The sequence below is a fragment of the Microbacterium sp. EYE_78 genome (genome assembly GCF_023149035.1).
GTDB lineage: Bacteria > Actinomycetota > Actinomycetes > Actinomycetales > Microbacteriaceae > Microbacterium.
This window is the reverse complement of record NZ_JAHXMY010000001.1, coordinates 1,095,136-1,109,633: the sequence shown is the minus strand read 5'-3', so window position 1 is coordinate 1,109,633 and position 14,498 is coordinate 1,095,136. Positions and strand designations below refer to the sequence as shown.

14 protein-coding genes are annotated in these 14,498 nt (G+C 70.3%); 3 read left to right on the top strand and 11 right to left on the bottom strand.

The window, feature by feature from the left end:
• Positions 1-11: 11 nt before the first annotated feature.
• Complete coding sequence (locus tag KZX17_RS05325) at positions 12-980, bottom strand: GlxA family transcriptional regulator (RefSeq protein WP_248170253.1); 969 nt, start codon at positions 978-980, stop codon at positions 12-14.
• Between the two features lie 96 nt (positions 981-1,076).
• On the opposite strand from KZX17_RS05325, the gene KZX17_RS15020 reads away from it, so the two are divergent.
• Together KZX17_RS15020 and KZX17_RS05320 are read left to right on the top strand one after the other, a co-directional pair.
• Positions 1,077-1,208 carry a hypothetical protein gene (locus KZX17_RS15020; protein WP_282443355.1) on the top strand — a complete coding sequence of 44 codons (132 nt, stop codon included), beginning with the start codon at positions 1,077-1,079 and terminating at the stop codon, positions 1,206-1,208.
• A 64-nt stretch (positions 1,209-1,272) separates the two neighbouring features.
• On the top strand, positions 1,273-1,767 hold the full coding sequence (locus tag KZX17_RS05320) for a hypothetical protein (RefSeq protein ID WP_248170254.1): 495 nt from the start codon (positions 1,273-1,275) through the stop codon (positions 1,765-1,767).
• On the opposite strand, the gene KZX17_RS05315 is transcribed toward KZX17_RS05320, so the two are convergent.
• The 3 genes from KZX17_RS05315 to KZX17_RS05305 form a co-directional block, all read right to left on the bottom strand.
• Positions 1,754-2,848, bottom strand: coding sequence for a glycosyltransferase family 1 protein (locus tag KZX17_RS05315; RefSeq protein WP_248170255.1), 1,095 nt, complete (start codon positions 2,846-2,848; stop codon positions 1,754-1,756). The genes KZX17_RS05320 and KZX17_RS05315 overlap by 14 nt on opposite strands.
• Before the next feature lies 1 nt (position 2,849).
• Complete coding sequence (locus KZX17_RS05310; RefSeq protein ID WP_282443445.1) at positions 2,850-4,058, bottom strand: glycosyltransferase; 1,209 nt, start codon at positions 4,056-4,058, stop codon at positions 2,850-2,852.
• 158 nt (positions 4,059-4,216) lie between these two features.
• Complete coding sequence (locus tag KZX17_RS05305; RefSeq protein WP_248170257.1) at positions 4,217-5,428, bottom strand: fibronectin type III domain-containing protein; 1,212 nt, start codon at positions 5,426-5,428, stop codon at positions 4,217-4,219.
• A gap of 31 nt (positions 5,429-5,459) precedes the next feature.
• Here KZX17_RS05305 and KZX17_RS05300 point away from each other — a divergent pair, with 31 nt between their 5' ends.
• Complete coding sequence (locus KZX17_RS05300) at positions 5,460-6,050, top strand: hypothetical protein (protein WP_248170258.1); 591 nt, start codon at positions 5,460-5,462, stop codon at positions 6,048-6,050.
• 79 nt (positions 6,051-6,129) lie between these two features.
• Here the strand turns inward: KZX17_RS05300 and KZX17_RS05295 are convergent, their stop codons facing one another.
• The 7 genes from KZX17_RS05295 to KZX17_RS05265 form a co-directional block, all read right to left on the bottom strand.
• Entirely contained in the window at positions 6,130-6,954 is an 825-nt protein-coding gene (locus KZX17_RS05295; protein WP_248170259.1) for a DUF559 domain-containing protein, read from the bottom strand.
• Between the two features lie 259 nt (positions 6,955-7,213).
• Complete coding sequence (locus KZX17_RS05290) at positions 7,214-7,654, bottom strand: heat shock protein transcriptional repressor HspR (protein WP_248170260.1); 441 nt, start codon at positions 7,652-7,654, stop codon at positions 7,214-7,216.
• 10 nt (positions 7,655-7,664) lie between these two features.
• Entirely contained in the window at positions 7,665-8,651 is a 987-nt protein-coding gene (locus KZX17_RS05285; protein ID WP_248170261.1) for a DnaJ C-terminal domain-containing protein, read from the bottom strand.
• A gap of 15 nt (positions 8,652-8,666) precedes the next feature.
• Positions 8,667-9,269 carry a nucleotide exchange factor GrpE gene (locus KZX17_RS05280; RefSeq protein ID WP_248170262.1) on the bottom strand — a complete coding sequence of 201 codons (603 nt, stop codon included), beginning with the start codon at positions 9,267-9,269 and terminating at the stop codon, positions 8,667-8,669.
• Positions 9,270-9,271: 2 nt separating this feature from the next.
• Positions 9,272-11,134 carry a molecular chaperone DnaK gene (gene dnaK / locus KZX17_RS05275; RefSeq protein ID WP_248170263.1) on the bottom strand — a complete coding sequence of 621 codons (1,863 nt, stop codon included), beginning with the start codon at positions 11,132-11,134 and terminating at the stop codon, positions 9,272-9,274.
• A 205-nt stretch (positions 11,135-11,339) separates the two neighbouring features.
• Entirely contained in the window at positions 11,340-13,082 is a 1,743-nt protein-coding gene (locus KZX17_RS05270; protein ID WP_282443357.1) for an ABC transporter ATP-binding protein, read from the bottom strand.
• Positions 13,079-14,425, bottom strand: coding sequence for an enolase C-terminal domain-like protein (locus tag KZX17_RS05265; RefSeq protein WP_248170264.1), 1,347 nt, complete (start codon positions 14,423-14,425; stop codon positions 13,079-13,081). Before KZX17_RS05265 ends, KZX17_RS05270 begins: the two co-directional genes overlap by 4 nt.
• Between the last annotated feature and the right edge of the window lie 73 nt (positions 14,426-14,498).

Sequence of the window (14,498 nt, the reverse complement as noted above, 5' to 3'; positions counted from 1 at the left end):
TTATCACGAGGTCACGACGCGAGGTCGGTCGCGCACGCGAACCGCGAGCGGTACGCCGTCGGCGTCAGGCCGAGCACCCGCGCGAAGTTCTGCCGCAGGACGGCGGCCGACCCGAACCCGCATTCGTACGCGATCGCATCGAGTCCGAGATCCGTCTGCTCGAGCAGCCGCTGCGCGTGCAGGATCCGCTGCCGCCCGAGCCACGCCGCCGGTGTCGTGCCGTAGTCGGCCTTGAACCTGCGCGCGAACGTCCGCGGCGACATGTGCGCGTGAGCCGCCAGCTGGTCGACCGACAGATCGAGTCGGAGGTTCTCCAGCATCCACTCGGTCACAGGCGTCAACGACAGCGACGTCGACACCGGCAGCGGCGCAGCGATGAACTGCGCCTGCCCGCCGTCGCGCTGCGGCGGCACGACCATGCGTCGCGCGATCGTGTTGGCCGCCTCGGCACCCAGTTCGAGCCGCAGCAGGTGCAGGCACGCGTCGAGGCCGGCCGCCGTCCCAGCGCTCGTGATGATGCGCCCGTCCTGCACGTACAGCACATTCGGGTCGACCTCGATGTCGGGGTACATGCGGGTCATCGTCTCGGCGTACCGCCAGTGGGTGGTGGCGCGCCGCCCCGACAGGACACCGGATGCCGCGACGGCGAACGCTCCGCTGCACACCGTCAGCACCCAGGCGCCGCGGTCGACCGCGCGCCGGATCACCTCGAGCATGCGTTCGTCGACGCTCCCCCACGCCTCGCGCGGGATCGGCGTGACAACGACGAGGTCCGCTTCATCGGCGAAGGAGAGATCTGCGTCGACGTTGATGGAGAAGCCGATGTTGCTCGCCACGGCGCCGGGGTCGGGCGTCACGATGCGGAAGTCGAAGTTCGGGATCCCGTCGTCGCTGCGGTCGAGCCCGAACGCCTCGCAGGCGAGGCCGAACTCGAAGGGTGCGAAGCCGGGCTGCACGACGCAGGCGACGGTGCTGAGCATGGAGACCTCCGAATGCAGTGCGGTTGGCAGTATTCCTACGAGCGGCGTCTCAACGGCCACTCGTGGCAGGATGCCGCCAAGCATAGCGTTTCTGCCATGATCACCACACTCCTTCTCAGCATCCTTCTCCTCGTCGTGGTCGCGGCGGTCGTCGCGGCGGTGCGGCTCGTCGCGGTCGACGGCTACCGCCGGCAGCCGACCTGCCCGCGTTCGCTCCGGCACCCGTGACCGTCAACTCCTTCCGCGGGGCGGCCGGCCGACCCTAGACTCGGCCACCCGCGGAAGGATTCTCATGAGCGAACAGACCCCGCCGTACCCGCAGAACCCCCCGTACCCGCAGAACCCGCAGTCCCCGCAGAACCCCCAGCACCCGCAGAACTCGGCCGGGCCGCCGCCTGGCTGGGCGCAGCAGGGCTACCCGGTCGGCGCGCCTCCCGTCACCGTGCCGTCGACGCCCGCTCCTGCCGGGCGCGGGCTCGCTGTCGCCGCCGTCCTGATCGGCGGATTCCCGGCCCTCCTGGGCGGTCTGTGGCCCGCGCTGTCGATCCAGCTGTACCGCTCAGCTTCGAGCATCGACCTGGTCTCCCTCGCCAACGCCGTCTTCGCGCTGGTGAACTGCATCATCGCCGTCGTGGCCATCGTCCTCGGAGCGATCGCGGCGCGGCGTTCGGTCTCGTCCCGCCTCCTCGGCGGCATCGCGATCGGACTGGGCGCGGCGACCCTGGTCGGAACCGTCCTCAGCTTCCTGTCGTCGGCCGTCGGTTCCGCTCTCGTCAGCGCCTGGTGAGGTCCGTCGCGGCGGCCAGCAGGATCTCGGCCGACCGGGTCCAGTCGAACGCCCGAATGTGCGCGGACCCCGCCTCGACGAGACGCTCGCGCACCCCGGGCTCGTCCAGCGAGCGCACCGCCGACGCGACCGCCTCGGGATCGAGCGGATCGACGTACAGCGCACCCTCGCCCGCGACCTCGCGGAAGATCTCCATGTCCGTCACGACCGCGGGCACGCCGAGCTCAAGCGCCTCGGCCACGGGGAGCCCGTACCCCTCGTCGAGGCTCATCGTGACGAGGGCGGCGCGGTCAGCGAGGAGGGCCGCGTATTCGGCATCCGTCACACCGTCGTGGAACACGACCGACGCACCGCCGGCCAATGCCGTCAGGGCCGCACGGCGCTCGGGCGTGATGCGCGACAGCAGGTGCAGCGTGTGCTCGGGGAGCTGACGCATCGCCGTGACCAGGGTCTCGACGTTCTTATACCGCATGAATGAGCCCATGTAGACGAGGTTCCGCACCGCGCCCTGGTCGACCGATGACCCCTCGGGCAGCAGTTCGGCGAGGCGCTGCGGCGCATTCGGGATCACGACGACCGGCCGCTTCGTCAGGCGCACGCGCGCGAACTGCCGTGCGCTCGTCTCGCTGACGGTCGCGACCAGGTCGGCGGCGTTCAACGTCCAGCGCTGCGGCCAGTACGACAGGTGGAACAGCCGCCACCCCACGCGCACCGGCCACGGCAGGGCCCGCGGCGGGGTGCGGTGGCGGTAGTAGATCGTGTCGTGCAGCGTCAGGATGAGGCGGAACCGCCGCCCCGCCGACCCGATCGTCTGCATCGGCGAGAAGACCACGTCGGGGCGGTGCCTGTTCAGCAGCACCGACGCGAACGGCTCCTTCGGCGACGTCGGCGCGTGGATCGTGAGGGTGACTGCTCCCGTCGGCAGCAGCGCGCGCTGCCGTTCGTCGTGGATCAGGAAGGTGACCTCGGCGCGGTGGGCGGACGCGGCATCCGCCACCGATCGGGCGAGCTCGGCCGAGTAGCGGCTGATGCCGTCGTGGAAGTCCGTGCGGATGTAGCGGGCGTCAAAGAACAGGCGCATGTCAGCCGTCGAGCGGCTCGCCGCGGTAGAGCTTCTCGAACGTGTCGAGCGTGCGGTCGATGTCGTGCATCTCGACGCCGTCGAGTGACGCCTGCTGCATCCGCGAGTACTCGGCCTGATCGGCCGTGAGCACCGTGCGGATCTTCTCGGCGAGCTCGTCGACATCGCCCGGCTCGAAGAGGTAGCCGTTCTCACCGTCGTGCACCAGGTGCGGCAGGGCGACCGCGTTCGCGGCGATGACGGGGAGCCCCGAAGCCATGGCCTCCATCGTCGCGATCGACTGGAGCTCCGCGACCGAGGAGATGACGAACACGTCGGCGCGGGTGTACGCCGCGCGCAGGTCCTCCTCCGACACCCGGCCGCGGAAGGTGACGCGCTCGGTCAGCCCGAGGCGCTGCGTCGCCTGCTCGAGGTTCTTGCGCTGATCGCCGCCGCCGACGATCTCGAACTGGACGTCCAGCTCGGGGACGAGCTTCGCGATCGCGCCGAGCGTCACCTCGACGTGCTTCTCGGTTGTGAGGCGACCGACGAAGAGGACCCGTGTGCGCACGGGACGCGCGGTGAGGTCGGGCGTGTAGTTGCGCTTGTCGATGCCGCAGCTGATCGGGACGACGCCGGTGATGTCGATCGTCGTCTCGAGGAATTCCTTCGCTTTGCGTGTCGGCGTCGTGACGGCGCGCGACATTGCGAAGGTGCGCGCGGCGTCGGCCCACGCGACCTTGAGGAAGACGTCGTAGAGGAACTTCGGCAGCAGCGTGAAGTCGAGGATGTTGTCGGCCATGATGTGGTTCGTCGCCACGACCGGGATGCCGCGCTGGTTCGCGATCCGGGTGAGGGCGCGACCGATCACGATGTGCGACTGACTGTGCACGACGTCGGCGTCGACCTTGTCGAGGATGCGGCGGGAGTAGTGCTTCGCCATCCACGGGAGGGCGAAGCGCAGCCAGTCGTGGGGAGGCCAGCGCCAGCCGGGCAGCCGGTGGACCGTCAGGTCCTGCCCCTCGATGTGCTCGGTGAAGACACCGTGGTTGCGGTGGCCGACGCTGGGCGTCACGACGTGCACGTCGTGACCGCGCGCGGCGAGTCCGGCGGCGAGGCGTTCGGTGAACCGCGCACCGCCGTTGACGTCGGGCGCGAATGTGTCGGCGGCGATGACGATCGTGAGGGGTCGGCGCTCGGGGGCGGTGGAGGACTCGTCCGGTGGCGTCAAGGTCACGGGGTGCGGGCCAATCTGTGCGTCGTGGGGCGCGGGGACGCGGTTGCGTCGGTGCACGAGTCTAATCGGGCACCGACGCCGGACCCTGGATCCCACGGGAGAGCCGGGCACCCTGTACCGCCATCGGCGGACAGGGCGCCCGGCCCGTCAGCTCACTTCACGCTGAGACGCACCACGACCGGCTGGTGATCCGATCCCAGCGGCATCGCGTATCTGCTGCCCGACATCTTCCCGCCGTTGGCCCAGCCGTACACGACCGTCCGCGACGGGCGTACGAGCACCTTGTCGACATGGTCGCCCCACGTGACGCCGATGACGGGCGTGGACGACATGCCCGGAATCGCACTGTTCCGGTGCTGCCCGCTGAGGCCGCGTGCCTGGTCGTAGGCGTCGTGCCAGCCGAGATCCTCGAGGATCTGCTGCGTCCGTTCCGTCTTGCGGGACTTGTGGGTATTGAGGTCGCCGAGGACGATCACCGGCGCGTTCTTCCAGTTCGTCAACCCGCCGTGGCTGGCCGCGAGCTTCGCCAGCGTCGACCGGACGAACGACGGCAGCCTGCCCGCCTCGTACTCCCGCTGCTTGATCTGCGATGAGGAGCCCCCGACGGTGAGGTGGGCGTTCACGACCAGGACGTACGCGCCCGACCGATGCTTCAGCGCCGCCCAGGCGAGGCCCTTTCCGGACCCGGCGTGCTTGCTCGAGAACCTGGCCGTACCCGTTGTCGCTCCGGCCTTGTTCTTTCCGACGAGGGAGAACGACCCGCTCCGCACGAGGATGTCGTTCTGACCGTTGACGACGTGGCGGTAGCCGGTGGGGGCCTTCGTATATCGCGAGGCCTCCTGCATCGCCACGACATCCGGTTTCAGCTCACCGATGCGGGAGTTGATGACCCGAGCGCGTGACGAGATGCCCGAACACGCGTTGGAGCAGATGTTCCAGGTCAGCGCACGGTACTGCGCAGCGCCGGCGGGGAACGAGGCCTCAGCTGTGATCGTCTCGTGCGCACTGGGTGCGGAACGATCGCCCATGACACCGTCGCGCACCGCGCGGGCCTGCACGTAGTAGGCGACACCGGGTTTCAAGCCCGTGATGGTGGTCTGGGACGCCGTGACCTTCCGGTAGGCACGCTTGGGGCTGACGACCGCGGAATGACTGGTGGCCCAGTAGACGTAGTACTCGTCGGCGCCGCCGACCGAGGACCAATCGACGGTGAGGGAGGTGGTGGTGGCACCGGTGAAGGTGACCAGCCCGACTTTCGCGGGCTTGGCCGTCGCCGCTGTGGCTGGGGAGACGGGGAGGACGAGAGCAAGCGCGATCGCGAAGACCACTACGATGGCGCTGCGTGCTTGGGGGACGCGCAGCATAGGCGGATGATAGCAACTTACGCTGGAACGCATGACCCGTCTGAGCGCGCAGCCCGACCCGTCCCGCTGGGTACCCGTCACCGGATCCTTCGGCCTCCGCGGGCGCCGCGCCCGGAAGAAGGCGATCGGGATGCTGCTCTCCCAGGCGAACGCCGCGTTCGGCCGCGAGCAGCCCGGCAGCCGGGTCGCGGCGTGGGCGATGAGCCAGGCACTGCCCGCGCTGATGCGCCGCGCTGACGGGCGCGTGCTCGTCTGGGTGTGGAAGGGCGACCCCGAGCTGCTCGTCGCCATGGCACAGGTGCAGGAGCTGACCCCGCAGCTGCGGACGATGCGGGCGAGTATGCCGATCGAGTACGACGACACCGAGTCGTTCACCGGGTCCCCGCTCGGCGTCGGCGAGAAGCTCGAGATGCCGCTGCCCCCGAACCCGCGGCAGACGCCCTTCGCGTCCTACACCTGGGACACCGGCACCCACCTCGTGACCCTCACCGCCGTCGTCTCCGACCGCGAGCGCTTCGGCACCATCATCCCCGCCGTCGACGACCTCGCCCGCTCGCTGCGCCTCGTCGACGACCTGCAGGTCGGCGAGGGCCCCGGCACCCTGCGCATCGACCCCGCCTGACCGGCGTTCGCTCGGCCTCGAGCCGACGCGATCTGCATGGATCTCGGGCGAATGACCGACGTTCGCGTCGGCTCGAGCATCACGGTCGCCACCCACGCTCGGTCAGAGCTACGCGAACGCGCTCGAGGGCTCGGCTGCGGTCCGCCCCGCGGTGCGAGCGATTGATCCGGATGACGCGCCAACCCGCTGCGGCGAGTGCATCGAGGCGCTCGACGTCCCGCGCGTACTGACGGTCGTCGAGACGGTGCTGCTGTCCGTCGTATTCGAGCAGCACTTTCGTCGATGCATGCATGAGGTCGCCGCAGGCGAGGAATCGGCCCCGGGCATCGCGGATCTCCTCGTTGACGGCGAACTCCGGCAGGCCGGCATCCGCCGCATCCAATCGGAGCAGTGTCTCCGCGACCGAGTCGGTCCGCTCGCGGGCGCGCAAAAGCGCTCGGCGGAGCGCGGCGATGTGACGAGTTCCAGCGCGCCTGGCGACGGCATCCCGAAGGTCGTCCAGCGACAGCACGGGTCGCTGGCGACGCAGCAGCGAGTCTGCCGCGACGACGAGTTCACGCTCGCGGAGGAGGGATGCCGCCTGGCACCAGGCGCTGGCGGCATCGACGCACGGCAGTCCGCTGATCAGGTGGTGGGCGTGCTCCCGCGCCTCGTGTCCGCGGACGCCCGCACCCCGCGCACGCCCCGTGGGACGGATGGCTGAGACGTCCACCTCGGTGCGCAGACGGTCGGGGATCCATCCGCCGGCCAGGGCGATCGCCGTCGCGTGTGAGAAGTGCTCACCCGCTCGGAGTTTCGGCAGGTACGCCTCGGCTCGCGCCGCGGGATCAGCCGCCTCGGTGCGCGCCCGGACTCCCCGATAGGGGCGGGACAGGTCACTTCCGCGCAGACGGGAGAAGGTCACGCCTGCGCTCCGCGCCTCAGACAGCGCGAACGTCGGCCGGAGATGTGCGGGAAGCGGACTCGGCGGTCTCATTCGCCGAGTGTGGCGCGCGCGGCATCCTCGGCCCCCTCTTCGCCGCACCCTGTGCGCAGCTCGTCGCCGCTCCCACCCGGGGAGGAACCTCGACCCGACGGAATCTGCGGCCCTCGCACGGCCACGCGTGCACATCGCGTCGGCTCGGCACCGGGGCACTGGCCGGCCCGGCACGCGCCGGCCGGGGTCAGTCGGCGGCGGGGGGCGGGCCGGGGCGCCACAGGACGACGTCCGTGGCGCGGCGCACGCGCGTGCCCTGCCGGAGCGTGACGACGGAGCCCGTCGCGCCGGCGGCGAAGACCCGGGCGCCTCGGCGCGCGGCGACCTCGTCGCGCAGGCGCGTCTGGAGGCCCTCGACGTCGCGGCGCAGCATCCGGACCTCGTTCTCGAGTTCGATGATGCGCGAGATGGCCGGCAGGCTGACGCCGTCGGCGGACATCTGCGCCACTTCGCGCAACTGCGCGACGTGACGGAGGGAGTACCGGCGCGACCCGCCACGGGTGCGCGCCGGTACCACGAGACCCAGCCGGTCGTACTGCCGGAGGGTCTGCGGGTGCATGCCGGCGAGCTCGGCCGCCACCGCGATCGCGAGGATCGGGGCGTCGTCGTCGATGTGCTCGTTCGCCATGCGTCTCACCTCATTCCCGCGCCTTGATCATCAGGTCGGCGCGTGGGTTCTCTTTCGGCTCCAGATCGTGGAAGCGCTCGAGCGCCTCGCGGGCGGCGGCGTCGAGGTGCGTCGGCACCGCGACCTGGACCTCGGCGAGCAGGTCGCCGGTGCCCTTGGCCGTCTGCACCCCGCGGCCCTTCACGCGCAGCACGCGACCCGACGGTGTGCCGGGCGCGACGCGCAGCTTGACGATGTCGCCGCCGAGCGTCGGCACCTCGATCGTGGCGCCGAGCGCGGCCTCGGTGAAGGTGACCGGCACGTGGATGCGGAGGTTCAGTCCTTCACGCGTGAAGACGGGATGCGGTCGCACCCCCACCGTGAGGACGATGTCGCCCGCCTCGCCGCCGTCCGGCGACGGACGGCCGCGCCCGCGGAGCTTGATCTTCTGCCCGTCGGACACGCCCGCCGGGATCTTGATCTTGATCGGCTTGCCGTCCTCGCCCTGCAGCGTGATCGTGTCGCCCTTCACCGCGGTGGTGAAGTCGAGCGTCGTCCGGGCGGTGACGTCGGCACCGCGCTGCGGCCCGCCGAATCCGCGGAACCCGCCGCTGGACTGGCCGAACCGGCCTGAGCCGAACCGTCCGCCGCCGCTCTGCTGCCCGAACATGGCGAACAGGTCGTCGAAGTCGGCCTGCTGACCACCGCCACCGCTGGTGGAGAACCGGCTGAATACGTCCTCGAAGCCGCCGCTCGCGCCCGGCTGGAACCGGGCGCCGCCCGACCCCATCGCGCGGATCTGGTCGTACTCGGCGCGCTGCTCCTTGTCGGAGAGCACCGAGTACGCCTCGCTGACCTCCTTGAACTTCGCCTCGGCGGTCGCGTCGCCCGCGTTCGAATCGGGGTGGTAGGTGCGTGCCAGCTTGCGGTACGTCTTCTTCAGCTCGGCATCCGAGACGTCCTTCGACACACCGAGGACCTTGTAGAAGTCCTTGTCGAACCAGTCCTGACTGGCCATTGCCCCTCCTTCCCCTTACTCGGCCGGAACGGCGACGACGACCTTCGCCGGGCGCAGCTCGATGTCGCCCAGGCGGTAGCCGATCTCGACCACCTCGAGGATGGTCGCCTCGGTCGTGCCCGGCGTCGGCGCCTGGAAGATCGCCTCGTGCTGCTGCGGGTCGAACGGCTCGCCCGCGGCGCCGTAGCGCTCGACGCCCAGGCGGGCGACGACCGTGCGGATCTTGTCGGCGATCGCGGCGAGCGGTGTGCCCTCCTCGAGGTCGCCGTGCTTCTCGGCACGGTCGAGGTCGTCGAGGACCGGCAGCATCCCCTTCGCGACCGAGCCCTTGGCGCGGGCGATCTCGACCTCGCGCTGGCCCTCGGTGCGACGACGGTAATTGGCGTATTCGGCCTGGACGCGCTTGAGGTCGAGCACGAGGTCGTGCTCTTCCGCGGGGGCGTCGGCGACAGCGGCCTCGTCGGACTGGGCTGCGCCGAGGATGTCGTCGACCGTCAGCTCTTCGGGCTGGGTGTCGGTGTCCTCGGGTGCGGAGCCCTCCGGGGCCGCCTCTGCGGCAGCCCCGGAGTCCACGACCTCGTCGCCGTCGTCCGGCTTGTCGAAGTCCTTGTCCGCCATGCTTACTTCTTCTCGTCCTCGTCGTCGACGACCTCGGCGTCCACGACGTCCTCATCGGAGGATGCCTCCGGCTCGCCGGTCGGGGCGTCGGCCCCGGCCTGCGCGGCGTCGGCCTGGCTTGAGGCGTAGATCGCCTCGCCGATCTTCGTCTGCGACGCGTTGAGCTTGTCATAGGCGTTCTTGACCGCGTCGTCGTCGTCACCGGCGAGCGCCGTCTTGAGCGCGTCGACGTCGGCCTGGACCTCGGTCTTCACGTCCTCGGGCAGCTTGTCGGCGTTCTCGTTCAGCAGCTTCTCGATCGAGTACGAGAGGGTCTCGGCCTGGTTGCGGACCTCGGCAGCCTCGCGGCGCTTCTTGTCCTCGGCTGCGTGCTCCTCGGCCTCGCGCACCATGCGCTCGATGTCGTCCTTGGGCAGCGACGAGCCGCCGGTGATCGTCATCGACTGCTCCTTGCCGGTGCCCTTGTCCTTCGCCGACACGTGGACGATGCCGTTCGCGTCGATGTCGAAGGTGACCTCGATCTGCGGGATGCCGCGGGGTGCCGGTGCGATGCCGGTGAGCTCGAACGTGCCGAGCGGCTTGTTGTCGCGGGTGAAGTCGCGCTCGCCCTGGAAGACCTGGATCGCGACCGACGGCTGGCTGTCGTCGGCGGTGGTGAAGGTCTCGCTGCGCTTGGTCGGGATGGCCGTGTTGCGCTCGATGAGCTTGGTCATGATGCCGCCCTTGGTCTCGATGCCGAGGCTCAGCGGGGTGACGTCGATGAGCAGCACGTCCTTACGCTCGCCCTTGAGGACGCCGGCCTGGAGGGCGGCGCCGACGGCGACGACCTCGTCCGGGTTCACGCCCTTGTTGGGCTCCTTGCCGGCCTCCTGCTTGACGAGCTCGCTCACGGCGGGCATACGCGTCGATCCACCGACGAGCACGACGTGGTCGATGTCGGCGACCTTGATGCCGGCCTCGCGGATGACGTCCTCGAACGGCTTCTTGGTGCGGTCGAGGAGGTCCTTGGTGAGGTCCTCGAACTTCGCCCGGCTCAGGGTCTCGGACAGCGACACGGGACCCGAGTCGGTGAGCGAGAGGTAGGGCAGGTTGATCGAGGTCGACTGCGAGCTCGAGAGCTCCTTCTTCGCCTGCTCCGCGGCCTCCTTGAGACGCTGCAGGGCGATCTTGTCGCCCGAGACGTCGACGCCGCTGGTGTCCTTGAACTGCTTGATCAGGTAGTCGACGACGCGCTGGTCCCAGTCGTCGCCGCCGAGGCGGTTGTCACCGGCGGTCGAGCGCACCTGGATGGTCGAGAAGTCGTCGTCCTTGCCCACCTCGAGGAGGGAGACGTCGAAGGTTCCGCCACCGAGGTCGAAGACGAGGATGAGCTCGTCCTCCTTGCCCTTGTCGAGGCCGTACGCCAGCGCGGCGGCGGTGGGCTCGTTGATGATGCGGAGCACGTTGAGGCCCGCGATCTCGCCGGCCTCCTTCGTGGCCTGACGCTCGGCGTCGTTGAAGTAGGCGGGGACGGTGATGACGGCATCCGTCACCGTGTCACCGAGGTACTGCTCGGCGTCGCGCTTGAGCTTCTGGAGGATGCGGGCCGAGATCTCCTGCGGCGTGTAGTTCTTGCCGTCGATCGCCTGGGTCTTCCAGTCGGTGCCCATGTGGCGCTTGACCGAGGTCAGGGTGCGGTCGACGTTGGTGACGGCCTGGCGCTTGGCGGTCTCACCGACGAGCACCTCACCGTCCTTCGTGAACGCGACGACCGAGGGGGTGGTGCGCAGGCCCTCGGCGTTGGCGATGACCTTCGGCTCGCCACCCTCGAGGACGCTGACGACCGAGTTGGTCGTTCCGAGGTCGATTCCCACTGCACGTGCCATGTGATGTCTCCTTCGTGTGGCTGCGAGATCGTGAAGTCGTTCCGCGGGCTCCGGTGGGAACCTGAGCCGCGATGACTCAAGGCTACTGCGAGCCTCTGCCGACGTCAAACCAAGTTGAGTCGATACATATCAACTTTGCAGGATGCCGGGCGTCCGAACACGAGAGAAGGGCGGCCCACCGGGAGCCGCCCTTCTCGTCGCGATGTCAGACCGACGCGCCCTTCCGGCGCACGTGTCGACCCTGTCCGGGGATCGCCGCGATGAGAGCCTGCGTGTAGGGATCGGTCGGCGCGGTCAGGATCTGCGCCGCCGTCCCGGCCTCGACGAGGCGGCCGTGCCGCATGACGGCGACCCGGTCGGCGATCTCGGCGACGACACCCAGGTCGTGCGTGATGAAGAGGTAGCTGAGCGAGCGCTCGGCCTGCAGGGTGATGAGCAGATCCAGGATCTGCGCCTGCACCGACACATCGAGCGCGGAGACCGCCTCGTCGAGCACGAGGAACTCCGGATCGAGCGCCAGAGCCCGGGCGATCGCGACGCGCTGTCGCTGTCCGCCCGAGAGCTCGTCGGGGTAGCGCGCGAGCACGCCCTGCGGCAGCGCGGTCTGCTCGACGAGCTCCCGCACCTTGCGGAGACGCGCCGTGCCGTCGAGCGAGGCGAGCGAGTGCAGCGGCTCGGAGATGAGCTGCTCGATCGTCAGCCGCGGGTTCAGCGAGTCGTACGGGCTCTGGTACACGAGCTGGAACTTGCGCCGGAGCTGCCGCAGCGGTGCCGGCGCGAGCTCGGTGATGTCGGCGCCGTCGAACTCGATCGAGCCCGAGCTCGGCTCCTCGAGACGCAGCACGAGACGCGCGAGCGTCGACTTGCCGCTGCCGGACTCCCCCACCACGGCGAGCGTCTCGCCGCGACGGATGTCGAGCGAGATGTCGTCGACGGCGGTGACCTCGCGCGCGCCGTCGCGACGCGACGACGCCGGCAGCGGGAAGGTCTTCACGAGGTGCGACAGCCGGACGATGCAGTCGCTGTCGTCGAGGCCCCGCCGGGCCGTCGCCGCGGCGCGGCGCACGTGCGAGGAGATGTCGGGGGATGCCGCGATCAGCTGGCGCGTGTACTCGGCGGTGGGCGACGAGATCACCTGCGCGGCGGGCCCGGCATCCACCACTGCGCCGTCCTTCATCACGATGATGCGGTCGGCGCGGTCGGCGGCGACCCCGAGGTCGTGCGTGATGAGCAGGACCGAGGTGCCGAACTCGTCGGCGAGGTGGTCGAGGTGATCGAGCACCTGCTTCTGCACGGTGACGTCGAGGGCGCTCGTGGGCTCGTCGGCGATGATCAGCTCGGGCCGTGCGGCGAGCGCGGTCGCGATGAGGGCGCGCTGCCGCATCCCTCCGGAGAACTGGTACGGGTACTGCTTGGCGCGCTCGGCCGGGTGGGTGATCCCCGCCATCTCGAGCAGCTCGACCGCCCGGGCGTTCGCCTCGGCGCGCGTCGCCAGTTTGTGGATGCGGAGCGGCTCGGCGACCTGCGGCCCGACACGACGCACCGGGTTGAGCGAGAGCGACGGGTCCTGCGGCACGAGGCCGATGCGCTTGCCCCGGACCTTCCGCCACTGCGCCTCGGGCTTCGCCGTCAGGTCGTCGCCGCCGAGGCTCACGCTCCCCGACGTCACGCGCGCGTTGGGCGGGAGGAGGTTGATGATGGCGTGCGCGATGGTGCTCTTGCCCGACCCGGACTCGCCGACCACGGCGACGACCTCGCCCGCGCCGATCGTCAGGTCGATGTGGTGGACGGCTTCGACCTCGCGGTCGCCCATCCGGTAGGCCACGGTGAGGTCGCGCACCTCGAGGAGGACGGCCCGCTCGGTGCGGGAGGGGACGGATGCCTCGGCGCGCGGCGCGGCGGTGGTGGTCGACACGGGGGACTCCTCTGCGGACGACGGCGTGCTCATGCGGTGCGCTCCAGCTGGGATCGCTGCAGGGCGGGGCGCTTGGGGTGGAACTCCCAGTCGGGCACGAGGTAGCGCATGGCGTGCGCGTCATCCCGGCCGGCGAGCCCCTCGCGCAGGTACAGCTCGTGTGCGGCGGCGACCTGCGCGTCGTCGAGCTCGACCCCGAGGCCGGGCGCGGACGAGACGGCGATCCGCCCGTTCCGGATGACCGGCGGCTGCACGGTGAGGCGCTGTCCGTCCTGCCAGATCCAGTGGGTGTCGACGGCGGTCGGTGTGCCCGGGGCCGCGGCGGCGACGTGCGTGAACATCGCGAGGCTCACGTCGAAGTGGTTGTTGGAGTGCGACCCCCACTGCAGGCCGAAGTCGTCGCAGAGCTGGGCGACGCGGACCGAGCCGGCCATCGTCCAGAAGTGGGGGTCTGCCAGCGGGATGTCGACGGCCTGCGTGCGGACGGCGTGGGCCATCTCGCGCCAGTCGGTCGCGATCATGTTCGTCGCGGTCCGCATGCCGGTCGCCCGCCGGAACTCGGCCATCGTCTCCCGGCCGGAGTAGCGGCCCTCGGGTCCGACAGGATCCTCGGCGTAGGCCAGCACGTCGCGCAGGCGTCCACCCAACCGGATGGCCTCGGCGAGGGGCCAGCTGCCGTTCGGGTCGAGCGTGACCCGCGCGCCTGGGAACGCCTCGGCGAGCGCCGTGACGACATCGGCTTCGGTCTCGGGCAGCAGGACGCCGCCCTTCAGCTTGAAGTCCCGGAAGCCGTAGCGCTCCTGCGCGGCGCGGGCGAGCCCGACGACGGCGTCCGCGTCGAGCGCCGTCCGGCGCCGCACGTCCTCCCACGACCCGGCGGCGCCCTCCGACTGCAGGTACGGCAGGTCCGTGGCATCCGCGTCGCCGATGAAGAAGAGGTAGCCGAGCACGTCGACCTCGTCGCGCTGGCGACCGTCGCCCAGGAGGGCGCTCACGGGCAGGCCGAGCTGCTTGCCGTCCAGGTCGAGCAGCGCGCTCTCCCAGGCGGTCACGGCGTGCACGGCGATGCGCTGATCGAAGGTCTGGTCACCTCGTCCCGCGGCATCGAGATGGGCGAGGGATGCCGCGAGCGATCGCAGCGTCTCGCGGTAGGCCGCGACGGGCGTGCCGACGAGGAGCGCACCCGAGGCTTCGAGCGCGGCACGGATGGGCTCGCCGCCGGGCACCTCGCCGATGCCGACGCGACCGTCGACGTCCGTCAGGCGCACGAGGTTGCGCGTGAAGTAGGGGGCGTGTGCACCGCTCAGGTTCAGCAGCATGCTGTCGTGACCCGCCACGGGGATCACGTCGTAGGAGACCACAACGGGGGTGCTCATCCGATCCTCGCCTTCGACGTCGGTAGTGGCCCCACCCTACGCACAGCCGACCGGTGCCATCAAAGGCCGTTAG

What these genes read in the sequence shown, in the direction of transcription:
- KZX17_RS05325 (WP_248170253.1), bottom strand. Translation starts at nt 980, where the DNA reads ATGCTCAGCACCGTCGCCTGCGTCGTGCAGCCCGGCTTCGCACCCTTC.
- KZX17_RS15020 (WP_282443355.1), top strand. Translation starts at nt 1,077, where the DNA reads ATGATCACCACACTCCTTCTCAGCATCCTTCTCCTCGTCGTGGTCGCG.
- KZX17_RS05320 (WP_248170254.1), top strand. Translation starts at nt 1,273, where the DNA reads ATGAGCGAACAGACCCCGCCGTACCCGCAGAACCCCCCGTACCCGCAG.
- KZX17_RS05315 (WP_248170255.1), bottom strand. Translation starts at nt 2,848, where the DNA reads ATGCGCCTGTTCTTTGACGCCCGCTACATCCGCACGGACTTCCACGAC.
- KZX17_RS05305 (WP_248170257.1), bottom strand. Translation starts at nt 5,428, where the DNA reads ATGCTGCGCGTCCCCCAAGCACGCAGCGCCATCGTAGTGGTCTTCGCG.
- KZX17_RS05300 (WP_248170258.1), top strand. Translation starts at nt 5,460, where the DNA reads ATGACCCGTCTGAGCGCGCAGCCCGACCCGTCCCGCTGGGTACCCGTC.
- KZX17_RS05290 (WP_248170260.1), bottom strand. Translation starts at nt 7,654, where the DNA reads ATGGCGAACGAGCACATCGACGACGACGCCCCGATCCTCGCGATCGCG.
- KZX17_RS05285 (WP_248170261.1), bottom strand. Translation starts at nt 8,651, where the DNA reads ATGGCCAGTCAGGACTGGTTCGACAAGGACTTCTACAAGGTCCTCGGT.
- KZX17_RS05280 (WP_248170262.1), bottom strand. Translation starts at nt 9,269, where the DNA reads ATGGCGGACAAGGACTTCGACAAGCCGGACGACGGCGACGAGGTCGTG.
- dnaK (WP_248170263.1), bottom strand. Translation starts at nt 11,134, where the DNA reads ATGGCACGTGCAGTGGGAATCGACCTCGGAACGACCAACTCGGTCGTC.
- KZX17_RS05270 (WP_282443357.1), bottom strand. Translation starts at nt 13,082, where the DNA reads ATGAGCACGCCGTCGTCCGCAGAGGAGTCCCCCGTGTCGACCACCACC.
- KZX17_RS05265 (WP_248170264.1), bottom strand. Translation starts at nt 14,425, where the DNA reads ATGAGCACCCCCGTTGTGGTCTCCTACGACGTGATCCCCGTGGCGGGT.